At 61.3% G+C, this 17715-nt stretch carries 19 protein-coding genes; 9 read left to right on the forward strand and 10 right to left on the reverse strand.

Annotated elements, in window-relative coordinates:
• Positions 1 to 156 precede the first annotated feature (156 nt).
• From BLS42_RS08150 to BLS42_RS08175, 5 genes are all read right to left on the reverse strand, one after another.
• Positions 157 to 819 carry an RraA family protein gene (locus tag BLS42_RS08150; RefSeq protein WP_090579209.1) on the reverse strand — a complete coding sequence of 221 codons (663 nt, stop codon included), beginning with the start codon at positions 817 to 819 and terminating at the stop codon, positions 157 to 159.
• 315 nt (positions 820 to 1134) lie between these two features.
• Positions 1135 to 1467: a carboxymuconolactone decarboxylase family protein gene (locus tag BLS42_RS08160; RefSeq protein ID WP_090579214.1), complete on the reverse strand. Its 333-nt coding sequence runs from the start codon at positions 1465 to 1467 to the stop codon at positions 1135 to 1137.
• Positions 1467 to 1847, reverse strand: a complete 381-nt coding sequence (gene trxA, locus BLS42_RS08165; protein WP_090579647.1) for a thioredoxin — start codon at positions 1845 to 1847, stop codon at positions 1467 to 1469. The genes BLS42_RS08160 and trxA (BLS42_RS08165) overlap by 1 nt, the downstream gene beginning before the upstream one ends.
• 73 nt (positions 1848 to 1920) lie before the next feature.
• A complete protein-coding gene (locus BLS42_RS20805) occupies positions 1921 to 2490 on the reverse strand; it encodes a GNAT family N-acetyltransferase (protein WP_371129540.1) in 570 nt (189 codons plus the stop codon).
• Positions 2400 to 3182: an SDR family NAD(P)-dependent oxidoreductase gene (locus BLS42_RS08175; RefSeq protein WP_090579221.1), complete on the reverse strand. Its 783-nt coding sequence runs from the start codon at positions 3180 to 3182 to the stop codon at positions 2400 to 2402. The genes BLS42_RS20805 and BLS42_RS08175 overlap by 91 nt, the downstream gene beginning before the upstream one ends.
• A 266-nt stretch (positions 3183 to 3448) precedes the next feature.
• On the opposite strand from BLS42_RS08175, the gene BLS42_RS08180 reads away from it, so the two are divergent.
• From BLS42_RS08180 to BLS42_RS08200, 5 genes are all read left to right on the forward strand, one after another.
• A complete protein-coding gene (locus BLS42_RS08180) occupies positions 3449 to 3904 on the forward strand; it encodes a DUF5709 domain-containing protein (RefSeq protein ID WP_090579224.1) in 456 nt (151 codons plus the stop codon).
• Between the two features lie 345 nt (positions 3905 to 4249).
• Complete coding sequence (locus tag BLS42_RS08185; RefSeq protein ID WP_090579227.1) at positions 4250 to 5167, forward strand: NADP-dependent oxidoreductase; 918 nt, start codon at positions 4250 to 4252, stop codon at positions 5165 to 5167.
• A 258-nt stretch (positions 5168 to 5425) separates the two neighbouring features.
• On the forward strand, positions 5426 to 5644 hold the full coding sequence (locus BLS42_RS08190; protein ID WP_256336334.1) for a hypothetical protein: 219 nt from the start codon (positions 5426 to 5428) through the stop codon (positions 5642 to 5644).
• Between the two features lie 383 nt (positions 5645 to 6027).
• Positions 6028 to 7260, forward strand: coding sequence for a sensor domain-containing phosphodiesterase (locus BLS42_RS08195; protein WP_256336336.1), 1233 nt, complete (start codon positions 6028 to 6030; stop codon positions 7258 to 7260).
• A 37-nt stretch (positions 7261 to 7297) separates the two neighbouring features.
• Complete coding sequence (locus tag BLS42_RS08200; RefSeq protein WP_090579230.1) at positions 7298 to 8110, forward strand: PH domain-containing protein; 813 nt, start codon at positions 7298 to 7300, stop codon at positions 8108 to 8110.
• A 357-nt stretch (positions 8111 to 8467) separates the two neighbouring features.
• Here BLS42_RS08200 and BLS42_RS08205 read toward each other — a convergent pair whose 3' ends face one another.
• The 4 genes from BLS42_RS08205 to BLS42_RS08230 form a co-directional block, all read right to left on the reverse strand.
• Positions 8468 to 10084 carry an aldehyde dehydrogenase (NADP(+)) gene (locus BLS42_RS08205; protein WP_090579233.1) on the reverse strand — a complete coding sequence of 539 codons (1617 nt, stop codon included), beginning with the start codon at positions 10082 to 10084 and terminating at the stop codon, positions 8468 to 8470.
• A 928-nt stretch (positions 10085 to 11012) separates the two neighbouring features.
• On the reverse strand, positions 11013 to 11393 hold the full coding sequence (gene trxA, locus BLS42_RS08220) for a thioredoxin (protein WP_090579244.1): 381 nt from the start codon (positions 11391 to 11393) through the stop codon (positions 11013 to 11015).
• Positions 11394 to 11423: 30 nt separating this feature from the next.
• The gene (locus BLS42_RS08225) at positions 11424 to 11873 is read right to left on the reverse strand and encodes a GNAT family N-acetyltransferase (protein ID WP_090579248.1); all 450 of its coding nucleotides are present in this window, start codon (positions 11871 to 11873) and stop codon (positions 11424 to 11426) included.
• 65 nt (positions 11874 to 11938) lie between these two features.
• A complete protein-coding gene (locus tag BLS42_RS08230; RefSeq protein ID WP_090579250.1) occupies positions 11939 to 12559 on the reverse strand; it encodes a DoxX family protein in 621 nt (206 codons plus the stop codon).
• Positions 12560 to 12792: 233 nt separating this feature from the next.
• Here BLS42_RS08230 and BLS42_RS08235 point away from each other — a divergent pair, with 233 nt between their 5' ends.
• Complete coding sequence (locus tag BLS42_RS08235; RefSeq protein WP_218122084.1) at positions 12793 to 14238, forward strand: MFS transporter; 1446 nt, start codon at positions 12793 to 12795, stop codon at positions 14236 to 14238.
• 103 nt (positions 14239 to 14341) lie between these two features.
• Here BLS42_RS08235 and BLS42_RS08240 read toward each other — a convergent pair whose 3' ends face one another.
• Complete coding sequence (locus BLS42_RS08240; protein ID WP_218122085.1) at positions 14342 to 15007, reverse strand: TetR/AcrR family transcriptional regulator; 666 nt, start codon at positions 15005 to 15007, stop codon at positions 14342 to 14344.
• Between the two features lie 173 nt (positions 15008 to 15180).
• Here BLS42_RS08240 and BLS42_RS08245 point away from each other — a divergent pair, with 173 nt between their 5' ends.
• From BLS42_RS08245 to BLS42_RS08255, 3 genes are all read left to right on the forward strand, one after another.
• Positions 15181 to 15687, forward strand: coding sequence for a DUF4863 family protein (locus tag BLS42_RS08245; RefSeq protein WP_090579256.1), 507 nt, complete (start codon positions 15181 to 15183; stop codon positions 15685 to 15687).
• A 72-nt stretch (positions 15688 to 15759) separates the two neighbouring features.
• On the forward strand, positions 15760 to 16605 hold the full coding sequence (locus tag BLS42_RS08250; protein ID WP_218122086.1) for a nitroreductase: 846 nt from the start codon (positions 15760 to 15762) through the stop codon (positions 16603 to 16605).
• A 159-nt stretch (positions 16606 to 16764) separates the two neighbouring features.
• Positions 16765 to 17682 (forward strand): NADP-dependent oxidoreductase, encoded by a 918-nt coding sequence (locus BLS42_RS08255; RefSeq protein WP_090579262.1) that lies wholly within the window; start codon positions 16765 to 16767, stop codon positions 17680 to 17682.
• Positions 17683 to 17715: the final 33 nt, after the last annotated feature.

Consider the following 17715-nt stretch of genomic DNA (forward strand, 5'->3'; position numbering starts at 1 on the left):
ACAGCCCCACATCTCTCCGAAAGTAGCTATCACATGCCTACCTACGAGCAGCCTGAGTCAACGCTCGAACCGCGCCAGCGACACTTCGACGCGATAACAGAAGAACGTTCAGTTCGCTCTGGCTACCAGATCTCCGTCGGAACGCGTGGGCACAACTCAGGTCTCCCAACTTCCACGAACACGTATCTCCTCCGGGTTTTCGGCGCGGATCCTCGTCAGAAAGGCAACGTCCTCAAGCTCAATCTTTGCTGCGAGCTGAAATGCTTCGTCAACAAGCCTGGATGGAATAATCACCGCCGCCGCGGCATCGGCATACACGAAATCGCCCGGGAAAACAGTCACACCACCAACAACCACGGGGACGTTCGCCGCGATGGGCATCAGATCAGCCGTACCCGCCTTCACGGTCTCGCCGCTGCAGTAGAAAACAGGCTCATACCGTTCGAGCTCACCAAAATCCCGAAGCCGTCCGTCTGTGAGAAGTCCCGCAAGTTTTCGATTCTGTAGCCGCGAAAACTTCGTTCCACCGCCCACGGAGATATCCGGCTGGCCGCCGCTGTCCAGCACCAACACTATCTCCTCAGGATCAGCGGGAACCGCCTCATAGAAGAGGCGCGCGAAACTGTTCACGTGTGCGTCGAAAACATCCTGCCGAAACGGGACAAACCGGATGGTGACAGCCCTCCCGCGCAAAACGCGCCCCGGCGTGGGCGACACCAAATCGAGGACATGCACCCGATGGGTCGAAAGGCGGCCGAGCGCATCCGTCAGCGATGCCGAGGATACGCCGCCCTTCCGCGGATCGTTAAGATCGGTCACCGTCCGCTCCGGCCCACGCCGTTCGGCGCTACTTCATCCGGCATCGGCACTCCCGTTGTGGAAGTTTCAACGTAGTCCAGTCATTTAGATTGATAGCCACAGCAGCGATTTCAGCGACAGACTTCTCATCAAAAAATCGGGCCAATCGCTCGTGATGTTCAGCGAAAGTGGACAGGTCGAATACCGTGAGAGCCTCCGTGTACGGGAGAGCCGCACCCTCGTCTTCAGCGAACATCGTGCTGCGTCGCCAGCTCACAAGGTGAGGGACCCTGGCCCGGATCAGACCCATATCCCGCGCGGCGGCGGTATGCAAGATCAAGAAGTACGAGCACTGCTGTTTCCCTTCCGGGCGACCGCCAGCACGGCTGCTTCCCGTTCGCTGAAGAGTGGAGAGTCCCGCCATGCCGGTAACAGATCGAGCTTCTGCTGCGTGATGTCGGCCTGCCGACTCTGCCGTGAATGTAGATCAAGGCAGAATAAGCATCCGTTGAGCTGTGAGACTCGCAGCCTGATGAGTTCGTTTTCGGTACGAGCCAGCCCCTGTCGGAGGGCTTCGTCCGAGACGGCGGTCCCGTAGACTGTCGCCGCCTCCCACGCTTCCGGAACGGTCTTGTCCAGATAAGGAAGTGCCTCCCTTGCCGGGTACATCAATTCTCCGGCGCGGACTTATCGTCCTGAGCGGCGATGTCTGTGCGCACCTCGCGCATGTCGAGGTTCTTGACGGTCTGTACGACCTGCGCGAGTGCCGCGGCCGGAAGGGCGCCCGCCTGGTTGAAGACGAGGACCCCCTCCCGGAATGCCATCAGAGTCGGAATGGCTGTTATGCCGGCGGCTGCCGCGATGCGCTGCGCGGCCTCAGTGTCGAGCTTGCCGTGGACGATGTCGGGATTATCTTTTGCGGATCGCTCGAAGATTGGGGCGAACTGCTTACAGGGGCCGCACCACGTGGCCCAAAAATCAACGAGGACGATGTCGTTGTCCTTGATGGTGGTCTCGAAATTGTCGTCCGTGAGTTCAATACTCGTCATGATGTTCCTCTCTTGGATGCGGTCGTCATACAAATGTTCTTTACGCGCGATGGTCGTGATCTCGGTCGTACGCTCAATGCCTGCGCATGGCGTTGGTGCTATTGCCCGGGACGGCCGAATCGAGAACGTCGGCATACTCGGGATGGGCGCTGACGAATTCTGCCGCGAACGGACAGGTCATAGTTGCGGTCTCTCCTTGCGCCCGAAGCTTCTCAAGGATGCCGCTGAGGAGCCTGGCAGGGATCCCCTTGCCCCGGAACGCTGGGAACACGGAGGTCGCCAGCAGTGTGACGCGGTTACCCGTTTTGCTGTAAATGACGCCAGCAACGGTCTCACCTCCCAATACGGCCTCGTAGATGCCGACCTCGCTGTTTCGGTGATGATGAGGTCTTCCGTATCCGGCGTGGTCGTTGCAGACAGATCCACGTCTGCGCCGTCTTGTTCGATGCCGGTCGGGCTGACCATGCCCTCGGCCTTTCCTGCCATGCTGCCTCCTAGTCGTTCGGCTTGTGGGTGTCCGGGAGCACCCGGCCAGCCGGATGAAGTGTTCTTCTACGTGGAAACGGTGTCGCCGAGGTCCCAGATAGCGCCTGTCCGATCGCCGTCCTCCCCGAGGAGATGGCTGAGCAGGGCATTGGCGGATTCCTGCGGGGTGATCAGACCACCAGAGTCGTACCTGCTCAGGAACCGGTGGTGCAGGCCGGCACCGATACGTTGGGGATCCTGACTGCGGATCCAGCCCTGCATAGCAGTGTCGACACCCCCTGGCCGGTAGACATTGACCGTCACGCCCGTGCCGTCGAGTTCGGCGGCGAGATTGCGACTATGGACTTCGAGAGCAGCTTTCGTCGCCGCGTAGGCATTGCCACCGATCATCGAGCCGGGGTGGCCCACGACGCTTGACGAGACGTTGACGATGCGACCCCAGCCGGCCTTGGCCATGCCCGGAGCGAGTGCGGCGGTCAGTGCGGCAGGAGCAATCACATTGATCTCAAATGCCTGCCGCAGCTGTTTGAGGCCGATCGTGGCGCTGGCGCCGAGGGGTTCGACCGTGGCCGCGTTATTGATCAGAACATCGATCGGGCCGCCGGACAGCAGGTCGTCGATGGCGGTGGCGCGTTGGGTGTCGTCGGTCAGGTCGACAGTCATGACGTGAACCTCAACACAGGACCCACTCGCCCTGATGGCGTTGGCGGTCTCGTCGAGTTGGTCGGCGGTACGGGCGAGAAGAATCACACCGGCTCCGGCCTTGGCAAGCCCGCTCGCGATCGCTGCGCCGATGCCCCGGCCAGCGCCGGTGATTAGTGCGGTCTTGCCAACAAGTCCAGCTGTCATGTTTGACGGTTCCTTTCACGCGATGTGCGGCACTCCCTCACTCAGGCCACATGGCGTCCCACGCGGTCCGATTAAGGAGAAGGGCAACAGATGTCACCTGCACCTACCTCATGAGCGTCGATCTTTCGCGCCGTCTTACCAAAAAACCTCTATCGCGTTCGTCCCCACCAAGCAGTTGTGCCACAACCCCGTCCGACCAGCGTTGTAAGACTCCGTGGTTTGGCGCCGCTAACTCTTCAAGAACTTGATGAGAGAGGCGATCGAATATGACCAACACCGACGACGGCAACGGCTTCGAGAATCCGGCCGAGGGCTTCGGCTTGCTTCCGCCCGACGAGAGCCTCGACACCGATGAACTCGGCGACGACATAGACGAAGCCGGATACTCCCCGTTGGATTGGCAGCCGGCCGAGCTCTCCTGGGGTTTCACACAGCGCGAGGCGCGGACCCACGAGCCTCTATCCGCCCGGCTTGCCCGTGAGATCCCCGACGAGGCAGAAGAAATTCGAGGAGATGGAATAGGAGACACCACTGACACTGACGGTGAGGTTATCGACGATCAGGTCGGTTCGGTCCGAGCCGGTCGTCTGGCCCGGGCCTTCCCGGAGAGCCTCGACCCGGCGGCGGACTACCTGGCGAACGACATCGGCATTGACGGGGGAGCTGCATCAGCGGAAGAAGCAGCGATGCACATCATCATCGATCAAGACGACCTTCGCTGACCAAGATGTCCACCTGCCTCCACGGACGTTCGCCTAGGGTCTGCCCTGGGCGTCCGAGCGTACTCTTAAGACGACTGGACCGCATCGAGTACAGAGTGATACGCCCTTCCTGCGTCTCGCATTTTGAACCGACTCCTCCGCGACGGCTGAGCAGTAGCGGAAGACATGCCAAACGCCCAGAACACGACGAGCTGCGTCGAGGTGTCGCTCCCGACCGGCTCTCGTGCCACAACTTTTATCGACATGCGTGGTAAGGCATCGAGATTTGGTGCCACTAACGTTACAGACCCAAAAAGGCCGTGTAAAAAAGCCGTGTAGGCGAAGAATGAATACAGGAGGTGCCTGATGAAGGCGATTGTGGTGACGGAACAGGTGGCTGGAACGGCCGGGATGAGGCTGATGGAGCGCCCGCAGCCGACGGCGGCGATAAACGACGTCATTGTCGAGATTCATGCGTCGGGGTTCGTCCCGACTGAGGTCGAGTGGTCCTCGACTTGGGTCGATCGCGCCGGCCGTGATCGGTCACCGTCGATCCTCGGGCACGAACTGGCCGGGGTGGTGACCGCGCTCGGCTATGGCACGACGGGGCTGTCGGTGGGACAGCGGGTATTCGGCCTCTCGGACTGGCATCGAGACGGCACCCTGGCGGAGTATGTGGCGATCGAGGCACGCAACCTGGCGCCGTTGCCGGGCGACGTCGACTTCACGACTGGTGCGAGTCTGCCGATCTCGGGCCTGACCGCGTGGCAGGGATTGTTCGTACACGGCCGTCTTCAGTCGGGGCAGAGCGTTCTCGTGCACGGCGCGGCCGGCGCAGTCGGGTCGATGGTGACTCAGCTGGCCCGCGAGGCCGGCGCCTACGTCATCGGCACCGGACGCGCCGCCGACCGGCAGAAAGCACTTGACTTCGGCGCGCACGAGTTCGTCGATCTCGCCAGCGACACCCTGCAAGACGTCGGTGGAGTCGATCTGGTATTCGACGTGATCGGTGGTGACATCCAGAAGCAGTCTGTGGCCCTGATCCGGCCCGGAGGAACACTGGTAGGCGTCACTGGGTCGGTCGAAGCGCGCCCTGCGGATGGCCTGGCAGTCGACTTCGTTGTCGAGTCCGATCGTGCACAACTTGGGGAGATCGTCCAGCGGGTGCGGGACGGACGGCTGCGGACGAACATCGGCAACATCGCCAACCTCGACGATGCCGTCGCCGCCCTCAACCCGACCGAGCGACGGGGCGGGAAGACGATCATCCGGGTTCGTCCGTAGTGGACAGGCACACCTCCGGACAAACCATCATGAAGGGACAGCCCATGACCGACGCAACCGAAGCAACTCGCTACGTCTTGGAGTTTCCCGCAAATAGGGGAATGCAAAAAGAGGGACGCCCCGGCTACGGCCCCTACAACCAACCCCTGATGATTCATTCCCTTAAAGACGTTTCCGTGCCGCTCGCGTGGTGCCGGTCAGGAGATACCGGCCGTGCGAGCGAACGGCATATGAGTGCTACCAGAACAGGAACGACCCATGATCACGGCCACCGCCGGTCCTATTTATCCCGTCACGGCAGACGAGCCCCAGTTGATTGCCGAACGCCTCGATGCCGCTGAGAAATTGGCTCGGGCGCAGGCTCTTAAGGAAGGCAGTCGCGGAATTCTCGTGACTCGCCATGGGCCGACCTCGTTCACCGTAACTTTGAGCGCAGACGTTCCCTACGGAATCACTCGGGAACGCGATCTCGCCTGAATCGGGACAGCGCCGGGAAGAATCTTGTTCTGCCAGCCTGATCCTGGGCACTCCCTGCTGCGTTCCGACGTGCCGTAGAGGACATCTGGCGATACTGGCCTCAACTGACCCATTACCGAATCGAGCCGGATGAAGAAGACTGGCATGTCATCAGAAGCGATGCATCACTAATGCTGTGGCACAGCGCGCACATGGAAAGATCGTTACGCGGACGCCCATCGTTCACGTCTCCTTCGTCGGGAGACAACGGCAGAGCTCGGACATCACCGGGCGGTCGATGGTTGCTTGCCGTTCTGTCCCTCGAGTCGGTATTGGCGTTGTCAATACTCCTGCCTGTCATGTTTGGTCTTGAGCCGTGGGGCGGCCGCGAGGTCCCCGCCAGGGTGTCCACCCTCGCCTCGATCCTGCTCCTTCCGGTCGTCCTTCATGCCGCCTGGCGCCTTATTCGGCAACAGCACCGTGATCGGATCGAGGCGTTCACTACCGCCAGCCTCATGGACACGGTCCTGAGCACGACCCGGGGATGGCTTTGGGCTGTAGGAGCAGACGGCCGGTTCACCTTCTCCAGCCTGGCAAGTCGGGAATTACTAGGCTATGAGCCCTCCGACCTGGTGGGACGCCCATGCAGTCTCATCATCGACCTTGCTGACCTCAAGACCGCGCGGAAACCAAATGCAGGCGCGGGCCGGGGAGGGCTTTTGCTGTCCGTCCGCCACCGGGGTGGGCGGCGTCTGAGCGTTGAGGTCGTCTGCCGGCGCCGATTCGACAGGGAAGGCCGGGGGTCAGGATTCGAGGGAATCGCGCGGCCGCTGGATATCTCCAGGGCAGGGAGCCCGGAGGACCAGGAAATCAGCGCGCGCCTCGATCGCCTGTTCGCGACCCGGACACTGATCACGGCGTTTCAGCCGATCTGTCATTTGGGAACCGGCGAGATTGTCGGTGCCGAAGCGCTCACTCGATTCGTCAGCTCTCCCTTCAGGTCTCCGGATCAATGGTTCGACGAGGCGGATTCAATCGGACGTGGCCTCGAACTCGAATTCCTTGCCCTGGAAACGGCGATGCTCGCCGCAGCGGATCTTCCTGCCCCTCTCTATATCGCCGTAAATCTCTCCCCGTCGGCGTGCCTTGACCCGAGGCTAAGTGACATCTTGAGGGATTCCGGTCTGAATCCCGGGCGAATCGTCGTGGAGCTGACTGAGCGCTCAGCCGTTGCTGACTATGCTCGTCTCGCAGCGGCACTGGCCCCGCTTAGAAGCGCTGGCCTACGCATAGCGGTCGACGACGTCGGCGCCGGGTTCTCGTCCATGCGCCACATCCTGAGGCTCAGCCCAGAACTGATCAAACTTGACCGGACCATCGTTGCGGGAATCGACAAGGACCCCAAGCAGAGAGCCCTATGCACGGCGATGGTCAGCTTCTCATCACAAATCGGGGCAAGCCTGGTCGCCGAGGGAATCGAAACCAATGCAGAACTAACCGCCGTTACCGAAATGGGAGTGAACACCGGGCAGGGCTACCTCTTGGGTCGGCCGTCTGTGCTTCCGTCGGACTGGTCCCATTGGAGGCCGTGGAACCGGTCGTCACCGAGTGGATGTGCCGAATCACGTGACACCTAACGGGTCGATCCCTCGAAGCCGGCCAGTCTCCCGACCAATGTTCCTGACGGGCGCGAGTTTGCGCGCTTTGCCCGGCTCGGAGAACCAACGCCACGACTATGTGGAAAGTATTCAGATGACGACAGCTTTTGAAACCGTTCTTTGGACGATGCTCACAGGTGTAGACGCCGCCCTGGACCATATTCGGGTTGCTGCGGTTGAATCAGGTTTCCGGCCCTCGTCCGGCGATGAGGAAAGTATCAATATCGACGTGCCATTTTCCCTCCGCAAGCGACGCAAAGCGGTGCGGTTTACTGGAGCGGCATCGCCGTCCCCACATGGGGCAGTCATCGCCTGGACAGCAGGTCCCGGTCCGCTGAACGATGAGCACCTGGCCCGTATGGAGGAAAAGCTGCCCGAGGGGGTCATGGATTACCACGGGCTTGAGGACGCCGCGTTAAGGGCAGGTCTCTCCTTGGGCGGGCGGACTGAGTTACGTGCCGTCGTCCGTGCGCTGGCTCGAGACGAAACCGTCCGGGCTATCGGGAAGGGGCACCTGAACGAGACCGCAGGGTACATCGTCCTTACGCCCAAGCGCCTCCTCGTCATCGAAGCATCCGGCCTCGGTTCAGAGACCCTCGTTGACGCCCCCTGCGAGTCCATCGAGGCACTTTCGCTGGGCAAGAGAACCACCGGAGAGACCCTTAGGATCGTCCTGCCTCAAGGCCCGATCGTGATTTCACGACTCGGCCACGGGGAAGGCCACGGCATCGTCAAGAGCTGTAGGGATGACCAGAAGGAACGGGCCCGCGTCGTCCCCTCTTCGGCGCCCCACCGATTGCAAGCAGGCCCAGGAATCCGAAAACCATGACAGCAGATGACATCCCGCCGAACTTGTGGCTTGTGCTGCAGGGGCCCGTGTTTGCATCCCCGCCGGATAAGGACGACAGAAAGCGAACCGCCCAAATGGCAGCCGGTGCCTTGATGGTACGAGAACTGCCGCGGAAGAGCGGGCAGACACGCTGAACCGGGACGTTGGCACAACATATCCGTCAGCTCACCGAAAACGGCCCACGATGGGCACTACTCCCGGTGTTTCGGGGGATTTGCCTAACACCGGTTCGAGCTAGCTCAGGATCCCCAGGTTCCGGCCCGGTTCATCAGCGCTTTGTGCTGTCGTGCCCGGCGACGGGAACTACCTCAACCTTGCTGCCCGTGGGTTGGGTGTTCATGCGTTGACCTCGTCCTTTGCGTCTGTTGCGGCTTCGACCGTTCCGTCGATCCGGCGGTTCAGGTGCCACGGGTTAGCGTCCTGAAGCGGTGCCGGCAACAGTTCCTGGGGGAGGTTCTGGTAGGCGACCGGCCGCAGGAAGCGGTTGATTGCCAGCGTACCCACGGAGGTGGTTTTCGTATCCGATGTTGCGGGGAACGGGCCGCCGTGGACCATGGCATAGCCAACTTCGACGCCGGTGGGCCAGCCGTTGACGATGATGCGCCCCACTTTCTGTTCGAGTGCGGGTAGCAGCTGGGCCGCCGTCGGGTAGTCCTCTTCGGTGAGCTGCAGGGAAGCGGTGAGCTGCCCTTCGAGCCGGTTGGTTGCCTCTAGGAGTTCGTCAATGGAGGAGTAGCGGATCACCAGGGAGGCGGCACCGAAGATTTCGGCGTGCAACACGTCGTTGCTGACAAAGTCGGCGATGCCGGTTCCGAAGATGGTGGGTGCGGGTGCGTTTTCCGTGGGCCCGGCGGTGCCCTGACCGACGACGGTCACGTTCCCGGCGGCGCAGAGCGCCGTGGCGCCGGCGTTCCAGGACCCGGCGATGCCTTCGGTCAGCATGGTCTGGCCGGCGCAGGCGGATACTGCGCGTCCGACGGCGGCAGAGAGTTTGTCGCCTGCCTCACCTGCGGGGGCGAACAGCAGGCCGGGGGAGGTGCAGAGCTGGCCGGAGCTGTCGGTGACGGCTGTGACGTACTGCCGGGCAAGCGCGCTGATTTCGTCGGCGTTGCCGGCGATGGCGCCGGGGAAGACGAAGACCGGGTTGAGCGAGGACATTTCCGCATAGACCGGGATGGGTTCCGGCCGGGCGGCGGCCGTGCGCATCAGGGCGATGCCGGCGGACTGCGAACCGGTGAAGCCGACGGCCTTGATGGCCGGATCAGCGACGAGAGCCTGGCCGATGCTGGCCCCGGGGCCGTAGATCAGCGAGAAGACACCGGGGTGCAGGCCCAGGTCCTTGACGGCCTTGGCGATGGCCTGGCCGACGAGTTCGCTGGTGCCCGGGTGGGCGTTGTGGGCTTTGAAGACCACGGGGCAGCCGGCGGCGAGGGCCGAGGCGGTGTCTCCTCCCGCCGTCGAGAAAGCCAGCGGGAAGTTGCTGGCGCCGAAGACGGCCACCGGGCCCAGCGGGATCTGGCGCTGTCGGATGTCAGCGCGGGGGAGCGGTGTGCGCTCCGGCAGGGCCGGATCGATGCGGGCGCCGCGGAAGTCGCCCTGGCGGACCACCGTGGCAAACAGCCGCAGCTGGCCGGTGGTGCGGGCGCATTCACCCTGCAGCCGGGCAGCGGGCAGGCCGGTCTCCTGGCCCGCGCGGATGATCAGTTCGTCGCCGATGGCTTCGATGTTGTCCGCGATGGCTTCCAGGAAGCTTGCGTGCGTCTCGGGGTCGAGCGTGCTGAAGGACGCGTACGCCCCGGCGGCAGCGGCGGTGGCTGCCTTGAGCTGCTCCTCGGTGAGCAGCGTATAGGCCGGTTGGAGCTGTTCGTTGCTGGCGGGGTTGAAGCCGAAGGCGGTCCTGCCTTCGCCTGCGACGGGCTGTCCGGCGATCAGGGAATGTCCGGTGAGTGTCACGGTTCTTACTCCTAGGCGTGAGTGGATCAGGAGAGAGTGGAACAGGCGGTGACGCGTCTGACTGAACCGGAGCTTTGGCCTCCGGGATTATCAGTCAGTATCACAGGCGGGATTCCGTCTCAGCAGTAGGCGAAGGATCCGTCAGGCCTTGTTGGCAGTTGACGTTCCCAATGGATGTAGTTGTCCTCTGGCAGAGCCGCCTCGTCAATGTCAACTCCCCAGCCGGGACGGTCCGGGGGCAGTTCAAGGTGGCCGTGCACGGGTAGGTAAGGGTCGGGGCAGAACTCACTTGACGATGTCAATTTCGAACAATGATCCTTTCGTTGCTGAGTCGTCAGGAGGGGAGAGGCGGAAGGCCACGGACATGATGATGGCCATCAGGCGTTCCGGCTTCTACATCGTCAATGAACACCCAGCTCGTGGGATCGGTCAGGTGGGGGAGCGCCGAGTAGATTCCGTCGATCGAGCGCCGCAATTGTCCAGATACCTCGCCACAATTGGGGCTGCGCTACGGCTCCAGCATGATGAATTCCTGCGGCGCCTTCGACTGGCTTCGATGCTTGGGGGCCGTCCGGGGATCAGGATCCCCGAACGGCCACGGGCTCGGCTTTGCTGTTCTCATTCAGGGGCAATTGTGTTGCAGCTTCTGTTATCGAGAGCACGGCCGCTTCCCGCTCGCTGACGAGAGGCGGGTCTCGCTACACCGGTAACAGCTCGAGCTTCTGCTGTGTGACGCCGGCAATGTAGATCAAGTCAGAAAGGCATCCGTTGAGTTGTGACACGCGCAGATTGATGAGTTCGCTTTCGGTGCAAACCGGCCCCTGCCGGAGGGCTTCCTTCGAGGCGACGGTCGCATCGGCCGTCGGGGCCTTCCCCGCTTCTGGAAGGGTCTTGTCCAGGTAGGGAAGCGTTTCCCCTCCCGAACACATCAATTCTCCGGCGCTGACTTATCGTTCTGAGCGGCGATGACTGCGCGAACCTCGCGCATGTCGAGGCTCTTGACGGACTCTACGGCCTGCGCGAGAGCGTCGGCCGGAAGAGCGCCCGCCTGGCTGAAGACGAGGACACCCTCACGAAACGCCATCAGAGTCGGAATCGAAGTGATCCCCGCGGCCGCCGCCGTGCGCTGCTCGGCCTCCATGTCGAGCTTGCCGTGAACAATGTCGGGATTATCTTTTGCGGATTGCTCAAAGACCGGGGCGAACTGCTTGCAAGGGCCGCACCACGTGGCCCAAAAATCAACGAGGACGATGTTGCTGTCCTTGATGGTGGTCTCGAAATTGTCGTCAGTGAGCTCGACGGTTGTCATAATGTTCCCTTCCTCGGTACATCTGTCGTATCAAGCGGTTTTCAGGTGAGTTGGACGTGAAATCGGGCGTAAACTCAGCCCTCGCCTCGCGGTGCTATTGCCCGGGATGGCCAAATCGAGAACATCGGCATACTCGGGATGCGCGCTAACGAATTCGGCCGCGAACGGACAAGTGATAGTGACGGTCGCTCCCTGCGCCCGAAGCTTGTGAAGGATGCCGTCGAGGAGCCTTGCAGGGATGCCCTTACCTCGGAACGCTGGGAACACGGAGGTCGCCAGCAGTGAGACTCGGTTGACTGCTTTGCTGTAAATGACGCCAGCGACGATTTCACCACCCAATACGGCTTCGTATATGCCGAGGCCACTGTTTTCGGTGATGATGAAATCTTCCGCACCGGGCGCGGTCGTTGCCGGCACCACGTTTGCACCCTCTTGCTCTGTGCCGGTCAGGGTGACCATACTCTCCGCGGTTCCCGCCATCCTGGCTCCTAGTCGTTCCGATTGTGGGCTGCACCTACCTATATGCGTCGATCCTTCGCGCCGTCTTACCAACAACCTCTATCGCGATCGGCTTTGCCGACCGAATGTGCCACAACTACATCCCTCCCGCGATGTAAGACGCTGTAGTTTGGCGCCGCGAACGCCTCAAGAATTTTGATGAGAGGCAATCGCATGACCAGCCCGATGCCGGCAGCGGCTTTGACACCCGGCCGAGGGCCTTGGACTACTTTCCAAATGAAAAGCCCAGGCAAACCTTGAAATAAGGGAGCACCAAAAACCATCCAGTCCAGACTCATGTGTCCTGGCCCCGTGATTGCTATGGGCGTTGTGGCGGCGGCGAGAACAAAGGTGTACTCCCATCCCCCGGAAGTCAGGAGGACGCCGTTCTTGCGATGGACGGTCCAGGCCGCAACAAGCATCAGGGCGACAACTGCCGCTGAGGCGAGTGGTGTCAGGAGGCCGGCGGCAAGGGCAATCCCTGCGGCAATTTCAGTGATCGCGACCAACCACGCATGGAAGGTAGCCTGGCGCACGCCCAGGCTTGTGAACCACTTGCTTGTCCCGGCTATCCTGCCGCCGAGGAAGAGTTTGTTGTAGCCGTGAATTGCCGTGGTGATGCCAATGCTGAGCCTAAGCACGAGACGAGCTATATCGAAACTGTTCATGACTGAACCCCGCCTGCGGAGGCGACCTCATTCGCGTGAGCCACGGCGATAGGGCAGAAGTTGCTCAGCCTGAGTGCCATATTGGCGGTCAAGGCGCAGCGGGATGCCGTAATCATTGTCCTTCTATCAGTGGATCGTCGGGTCTCGGGCAGGCCGGCAGGTTACGTTACAAGTATTGACTGTAACGTAAGTCTAGACTAATTTGATGTTGTCCGCATCACATGTGCTCCCTAGTGGGCAACATCCTGTCGGATCTGCCCATCGCAGATCCCCTCGGGCGGGCCCTCCGACTAGAAACCAACGAAAGGCATGCGATGTCCGTGAATGTCCCGCCCCCGATTGCGAAACTCCAAGCCCAAGAAGTTCGTCTGGCAGACGTAATCGATAACAGGCCGTTGGGCCGCTTCCATTACCTGATTCTCTTCTTGTCCGGCGCCGTCATGTTCTTGGACGGTTTCGATACCCAGTCCATAAGTTTTGCCGCTCCCGTGATTGCCAAGGAATGGGGCCTCCCGGTAGCGGCGCTAGGACCCATTCTTTCCGCCGCGATCGTCGGGCTAATGATTGGGTATCTGGTGCTCTCTCCACTGGCTACCAGGTTCGGCCATCGGCGGGTTGTTATTTCCTGCACCGCCTTGTTCGGCGCCCTTACTTTGGCCTCGGCCCTGGCGATGGAGCCGGCCCATCTCATAGCTTTGAGGTTCCTGACCGGCGCCGGCCTGGGGGCCGTGATCCCGAGCGTAGTCTCAGTGACCAGCGAGTTCGCCCCGAAACGGCACCGCTCAAGCTTCGTGATGTTTATCTACTGCTGGCTTGCCTTGGGCTTTGTTGCGGCCGGCATCTCATCCGGCTTCATCATTCCGCTTCTGGGATGGCGCATGATGTTTGTTGTCGGAGGCCTTTTGCCCTTGATACTGCTTGGGTTCCTCATCCGCTACCTCCCGGAGTCACCGTCCTTCGTCTTGAACAGGAAGAACGGACAAAAGCGGGTTCACATGACCCTGCAGCGACTCCAACCCAATCTTCAGGCCGCAGCCACCATCGTCAATGATGAGCAAACCTCCGCATCAATAAAGACCAGGGCGCTGGTTGTCGAGCTCTTCCGACGCAAGTGGCTGGCAAGCACAATCCTGTTGTGGCTGGCTTTTATTGCAAATCTTGCCGCGTTCTATTCGATCCAAAGCTGGCTGCCCACCATTGTGGGCTCCCTCGGCCGAGCTCCGGAGATCGTCATCGCTGCAACGGTTCTAACAACAATCGGTGGAATTGTTGCAGCCACGGCAATTGGCCCCGCAATGGACCGCATCAGCCCCTTCGGCACACTAGGAACCGTGTATCTTCTCGGTGCCGGGTTTGTCGTGGCGCTGGGCACCGTCTTAGGCGCGGGCACAGAGATACTCCTCGTAACTGCGTTCTTCACCGGAGCCTGCGTTACGGGAGGACAAATGAGTGTTATTGCGCTGGCAGCAGTGCTGTACCCACCCCACATGCGATCGACGGGGGTTGGATGGGCGTTAGGCGTGGGGCGCTTTGGAGGCGTCGCGGGGGCTGTGTTGGTGGGCGTTGCTTTGGGAGGTGGAATCTCGCCTCAGCAGGTTTTCCTGGTTATGGCGGGGGCCCTGGTGATCGCAGGAGCCAGTGTGCTGGTTCTGGGGCGCATGCACCGCCTAACGATGTGATCGATGGCCCGGGCTGGTTCTCTTCACGGGAGAACCAGCCCGGGCAAAACGTGGGCCCCGACGAGGATTTGATTCGAGCTGTTCGGGGGGAGCGTCGCGGGTTCTATCCGCGATTAGTGCCCTTGGTCTGCTCGACAGCGATGGCTGGCCAAATAGCCTGCACAACCTTTTCGGCGTGTCCCTCCCTGTCGGTGTCGGCGCGCAAAAATGCGGCGAAATAGCTGCCGAAGCACATGGTCGCGATGGTGCTTTTATCAATTCCCTGCCTGACGGCTCCCCGATCCTGAAGGTTTGTCAGAGTGCGTTCCAGGAGGTTCACCCGCGGTTCAACGGCATGCTCGGAGAGAATTGCCATCAGCTCGGGGGTCCTTATGGTCTCGCCCATGAAGTTCCCCATGAGAACCATGGCATCAGGATTGAAATAGGCGGGGTCCAGACGGCGAACGGCCTCTGTAAAGGCCTCCAGGGGCGGAAGTTCATCCAAATTCAGGTTCGGGTAAGTGTCCCGCTGCGCACGGAAACCATAATCCAGCGCGTCGACCACCAGTTCGAATTTCCCTGGCCACCGCCTGTACAGGGTGGGACGAGTAACGCCGGCATCTGCGGCGACGTCGCCAAGTGTCATCTTGGAGTACCCGTCCTCCACCAGCCGACGACGTGCGGCTTTGATGATGACCTCGTCAAGGGCGGGATCCCTGGGTCTCCCACCCTTGGAAACCTCAGTCTCGGGACTGGCGTCTAATGCCCGATCCGCCGGAATCGCGCTCACCTGCACCTCCAAAATAAGTTTCGTTACGAACTATCAACGTAACATAACCCTCGCTCTATTGCAGGAAATGACATGGGAGAGGTTAGGTTACAAAGCTTGACTGTAACCTAACCTCAGGTTAACGTTGCTTGTGTCACAGCACATGCTGTCCATCACGAACAGGAGACCAAATCATGAATGCAGTTCAGAAGCTCATCGAGCGGAGCATCCCCTTCCTTGAAGAAGTCAAGAACCGCACTGCCGGCGGCGAGCTCGAAGCCTGGCTGAACGAGAATTACGGTCCAGGCACCCCCCTGTTCGAGGATCTCTCCCGGATGATTACTGAGGGCGTCCGTGACGGGTGGGCGGCCAACATCGAAGTTGATGGTCCGAACTACAGGCGTAGCCGGCTCGCCGATCCCAGTGATGTGCTGAACTACTTCAGCATCACGGCCGTGTACATGAACAGTGCCGACCCCTACCGCGGCGAATACCACCAGCACCCTTACGGGGAGCTGAACCTCGTGGTCCCCCTCGATCCGGAAGCCAGACTCGCCGGACCCAACGGCTGGTCAGGACCAGGATGGACAGCTCCAGGGCCGGGCAGCCACCACTACCCTGAAGTCAAAGGCGGAGCTCTGATCGCACTTTTCTACCTGCCCGCCGGCCGCATCTCCTACGACATCACACCCAGCTACTAAGCGGTCGGAACGATGTGCCAATACAAGTGCGGCAACATCCGGTGCAAGGCGATCCCGCTCGCAGCGCACCGGATGAGTGTTGAACAGGCTCTACTTGGCAGACGCAGCGTACGCGCCTTTTTAACCAGGCCTGTTTCTCGAAGCGCGGTTGAAAGGATCCTGGAGCTGGCATCTCAGTCAGCCAGCAATTCCAATGGACAGCCCTGGCAAGTCCACGTTCTGACCGGTGCCGCAAAGGATCGCCTGACAGCAGCTCTTCTTAAAGCCCATGAGGGAGGGGGTCGCGTCCAGAAGTGTGAGTTCGACTATCAGCCACGGCCGGACGAATGGGTCGAACCGTTCCTCTCCCGGCGCAGCGAATTCGGCCAGGGACTCTACGGCAAAACGCTCGGAATCGAGTTCACAGACTTGGTCGGCAGGGACTCCCATCACAGACGCAACTACGAGTTCTTCGGAGCACCCGTCGGAATTATCCTCACAGTCAGCCGTCACCAGCTCGACAGTGCGCTCATTGACGCAGGGCTGTTCCTGCAAGCAGTCATGCTGACTGCGCGTGCAGCCGGGCTCGACACCTGCCCCCAGGCGTCATTCCTGGATTACTACCCAGTCCTAAGACGCCACTTGAACATTCCAGACGATCATCGGATCGTCTGCGGTATATCCCTGGGGTACGCAGACAAAACCCACCCGCTATACAGTTTCACCACCCCGCGGCAATGCGTGAAGGACTTTGCGACCTTCTACGAAGACAGGGCCGAGGACGCAATAGGAATGGACGGCTCCACCCCCGGCATTGGGTCGCTTCCCCAACGGCCGACGCAAGAGAACTCTGGCGGCAGTGAAATCGACATTGATCACGTGCCCTGGGCCGGCTGGATGCAGGACTTCCCGGAACAGCCCGGCTCGAGGAGACACTGATGCCGATGCTCACCCCCCGATTCCCGACCGGGCTCTCGTGCCACAACTTTTATCGACGTGCGTGGTAAGACACCGAGATTTGGTGCCGCTAACGTTACAGACCAAAAAGGCCGTGTAAAAAAAGCCGTGTAGGCGAAGAATGAATACAGGAGGTGCCTGATGAAGGCGATTGTGGTGACGGAACAGGTGGCTGGAACGGCCGGGATGAGGCTGGTGGAGCGCCCGCAGCCGACGGCGGCGATAAACGACGTCATTGTCGAGATTCATGCGTCGGGGTTCGTCCCGACTGAGGTCGAGTGGTCTTCGACTTGGGTCGATCGCGCCGGCCGTGATCGGTCACCGTCGATCCTCGGGCACGAGCTGGCCGGGGTGGTGACCGCGCTCGGCTATGGCACGACGGGGCTGTCGGTGGGACAGCGGGTATTCGGCCTCTCGGACTGGCATCGAGACGGCACCCTGGCCGAGTATGTGGCGATCGAGGCACGCAACCTGGCGCCGTTGCCGGGCGACGTCGATTTCACGACTGGCGCGAGTCTGCCGATCTCGGGCCTGACCGCGTGGCAGGGGTTGTTCGTACACGGCCGTCTTCAGTCGGGGCAGAGCCTCCTCGTGCACGGCGCGGCCGGCGCAGTCGGGTCGATGGTGACTCAGCTGGCCCGCGAGGCCGGTGCCTATGTCATCGGCACCGGACGCGCCGCCGACCGGCAGAAAGCACTTGACTTCGGCGCACACGAGTTCGTCGATCTCGCCAACGACACCCTGCAAGGCGTCGGTGGAGTCGATCTGGTATTCGACGTGATCGGTGGCGACATCCAGAAGCAGTCTGTGGCCCTGATCCGGCCCGGAGGAACACTGGTAGGCGTCACTGGGTCGATCGAAGCGCGCCCTGCGGATGGCCTGGCAGTCGACTTCGTTGTCGAGTCCGATCGTGCACAACTCGACGAGATCGTCCAGCGGGTGCGGGACGGACGTCTGCGGACGAACATCGGCAACATCGCCAACCTCGACGATGCCGTCGCCGCCCTCAACCCGACCGAGCGGCGGGGCGGAAAGACGATCATCCAGGTTCGTCCGTAGTGGACAGGCACACCTCCGGACGAACAATCACGA

The organism is Arthrobacter sp. ov407, assembly GCF_900102895.1.
GTDB lineage: Bacteria > Actinomycetota > Actinomycetes > Actinomycetales > Micrococcaceae > Arthrobacter.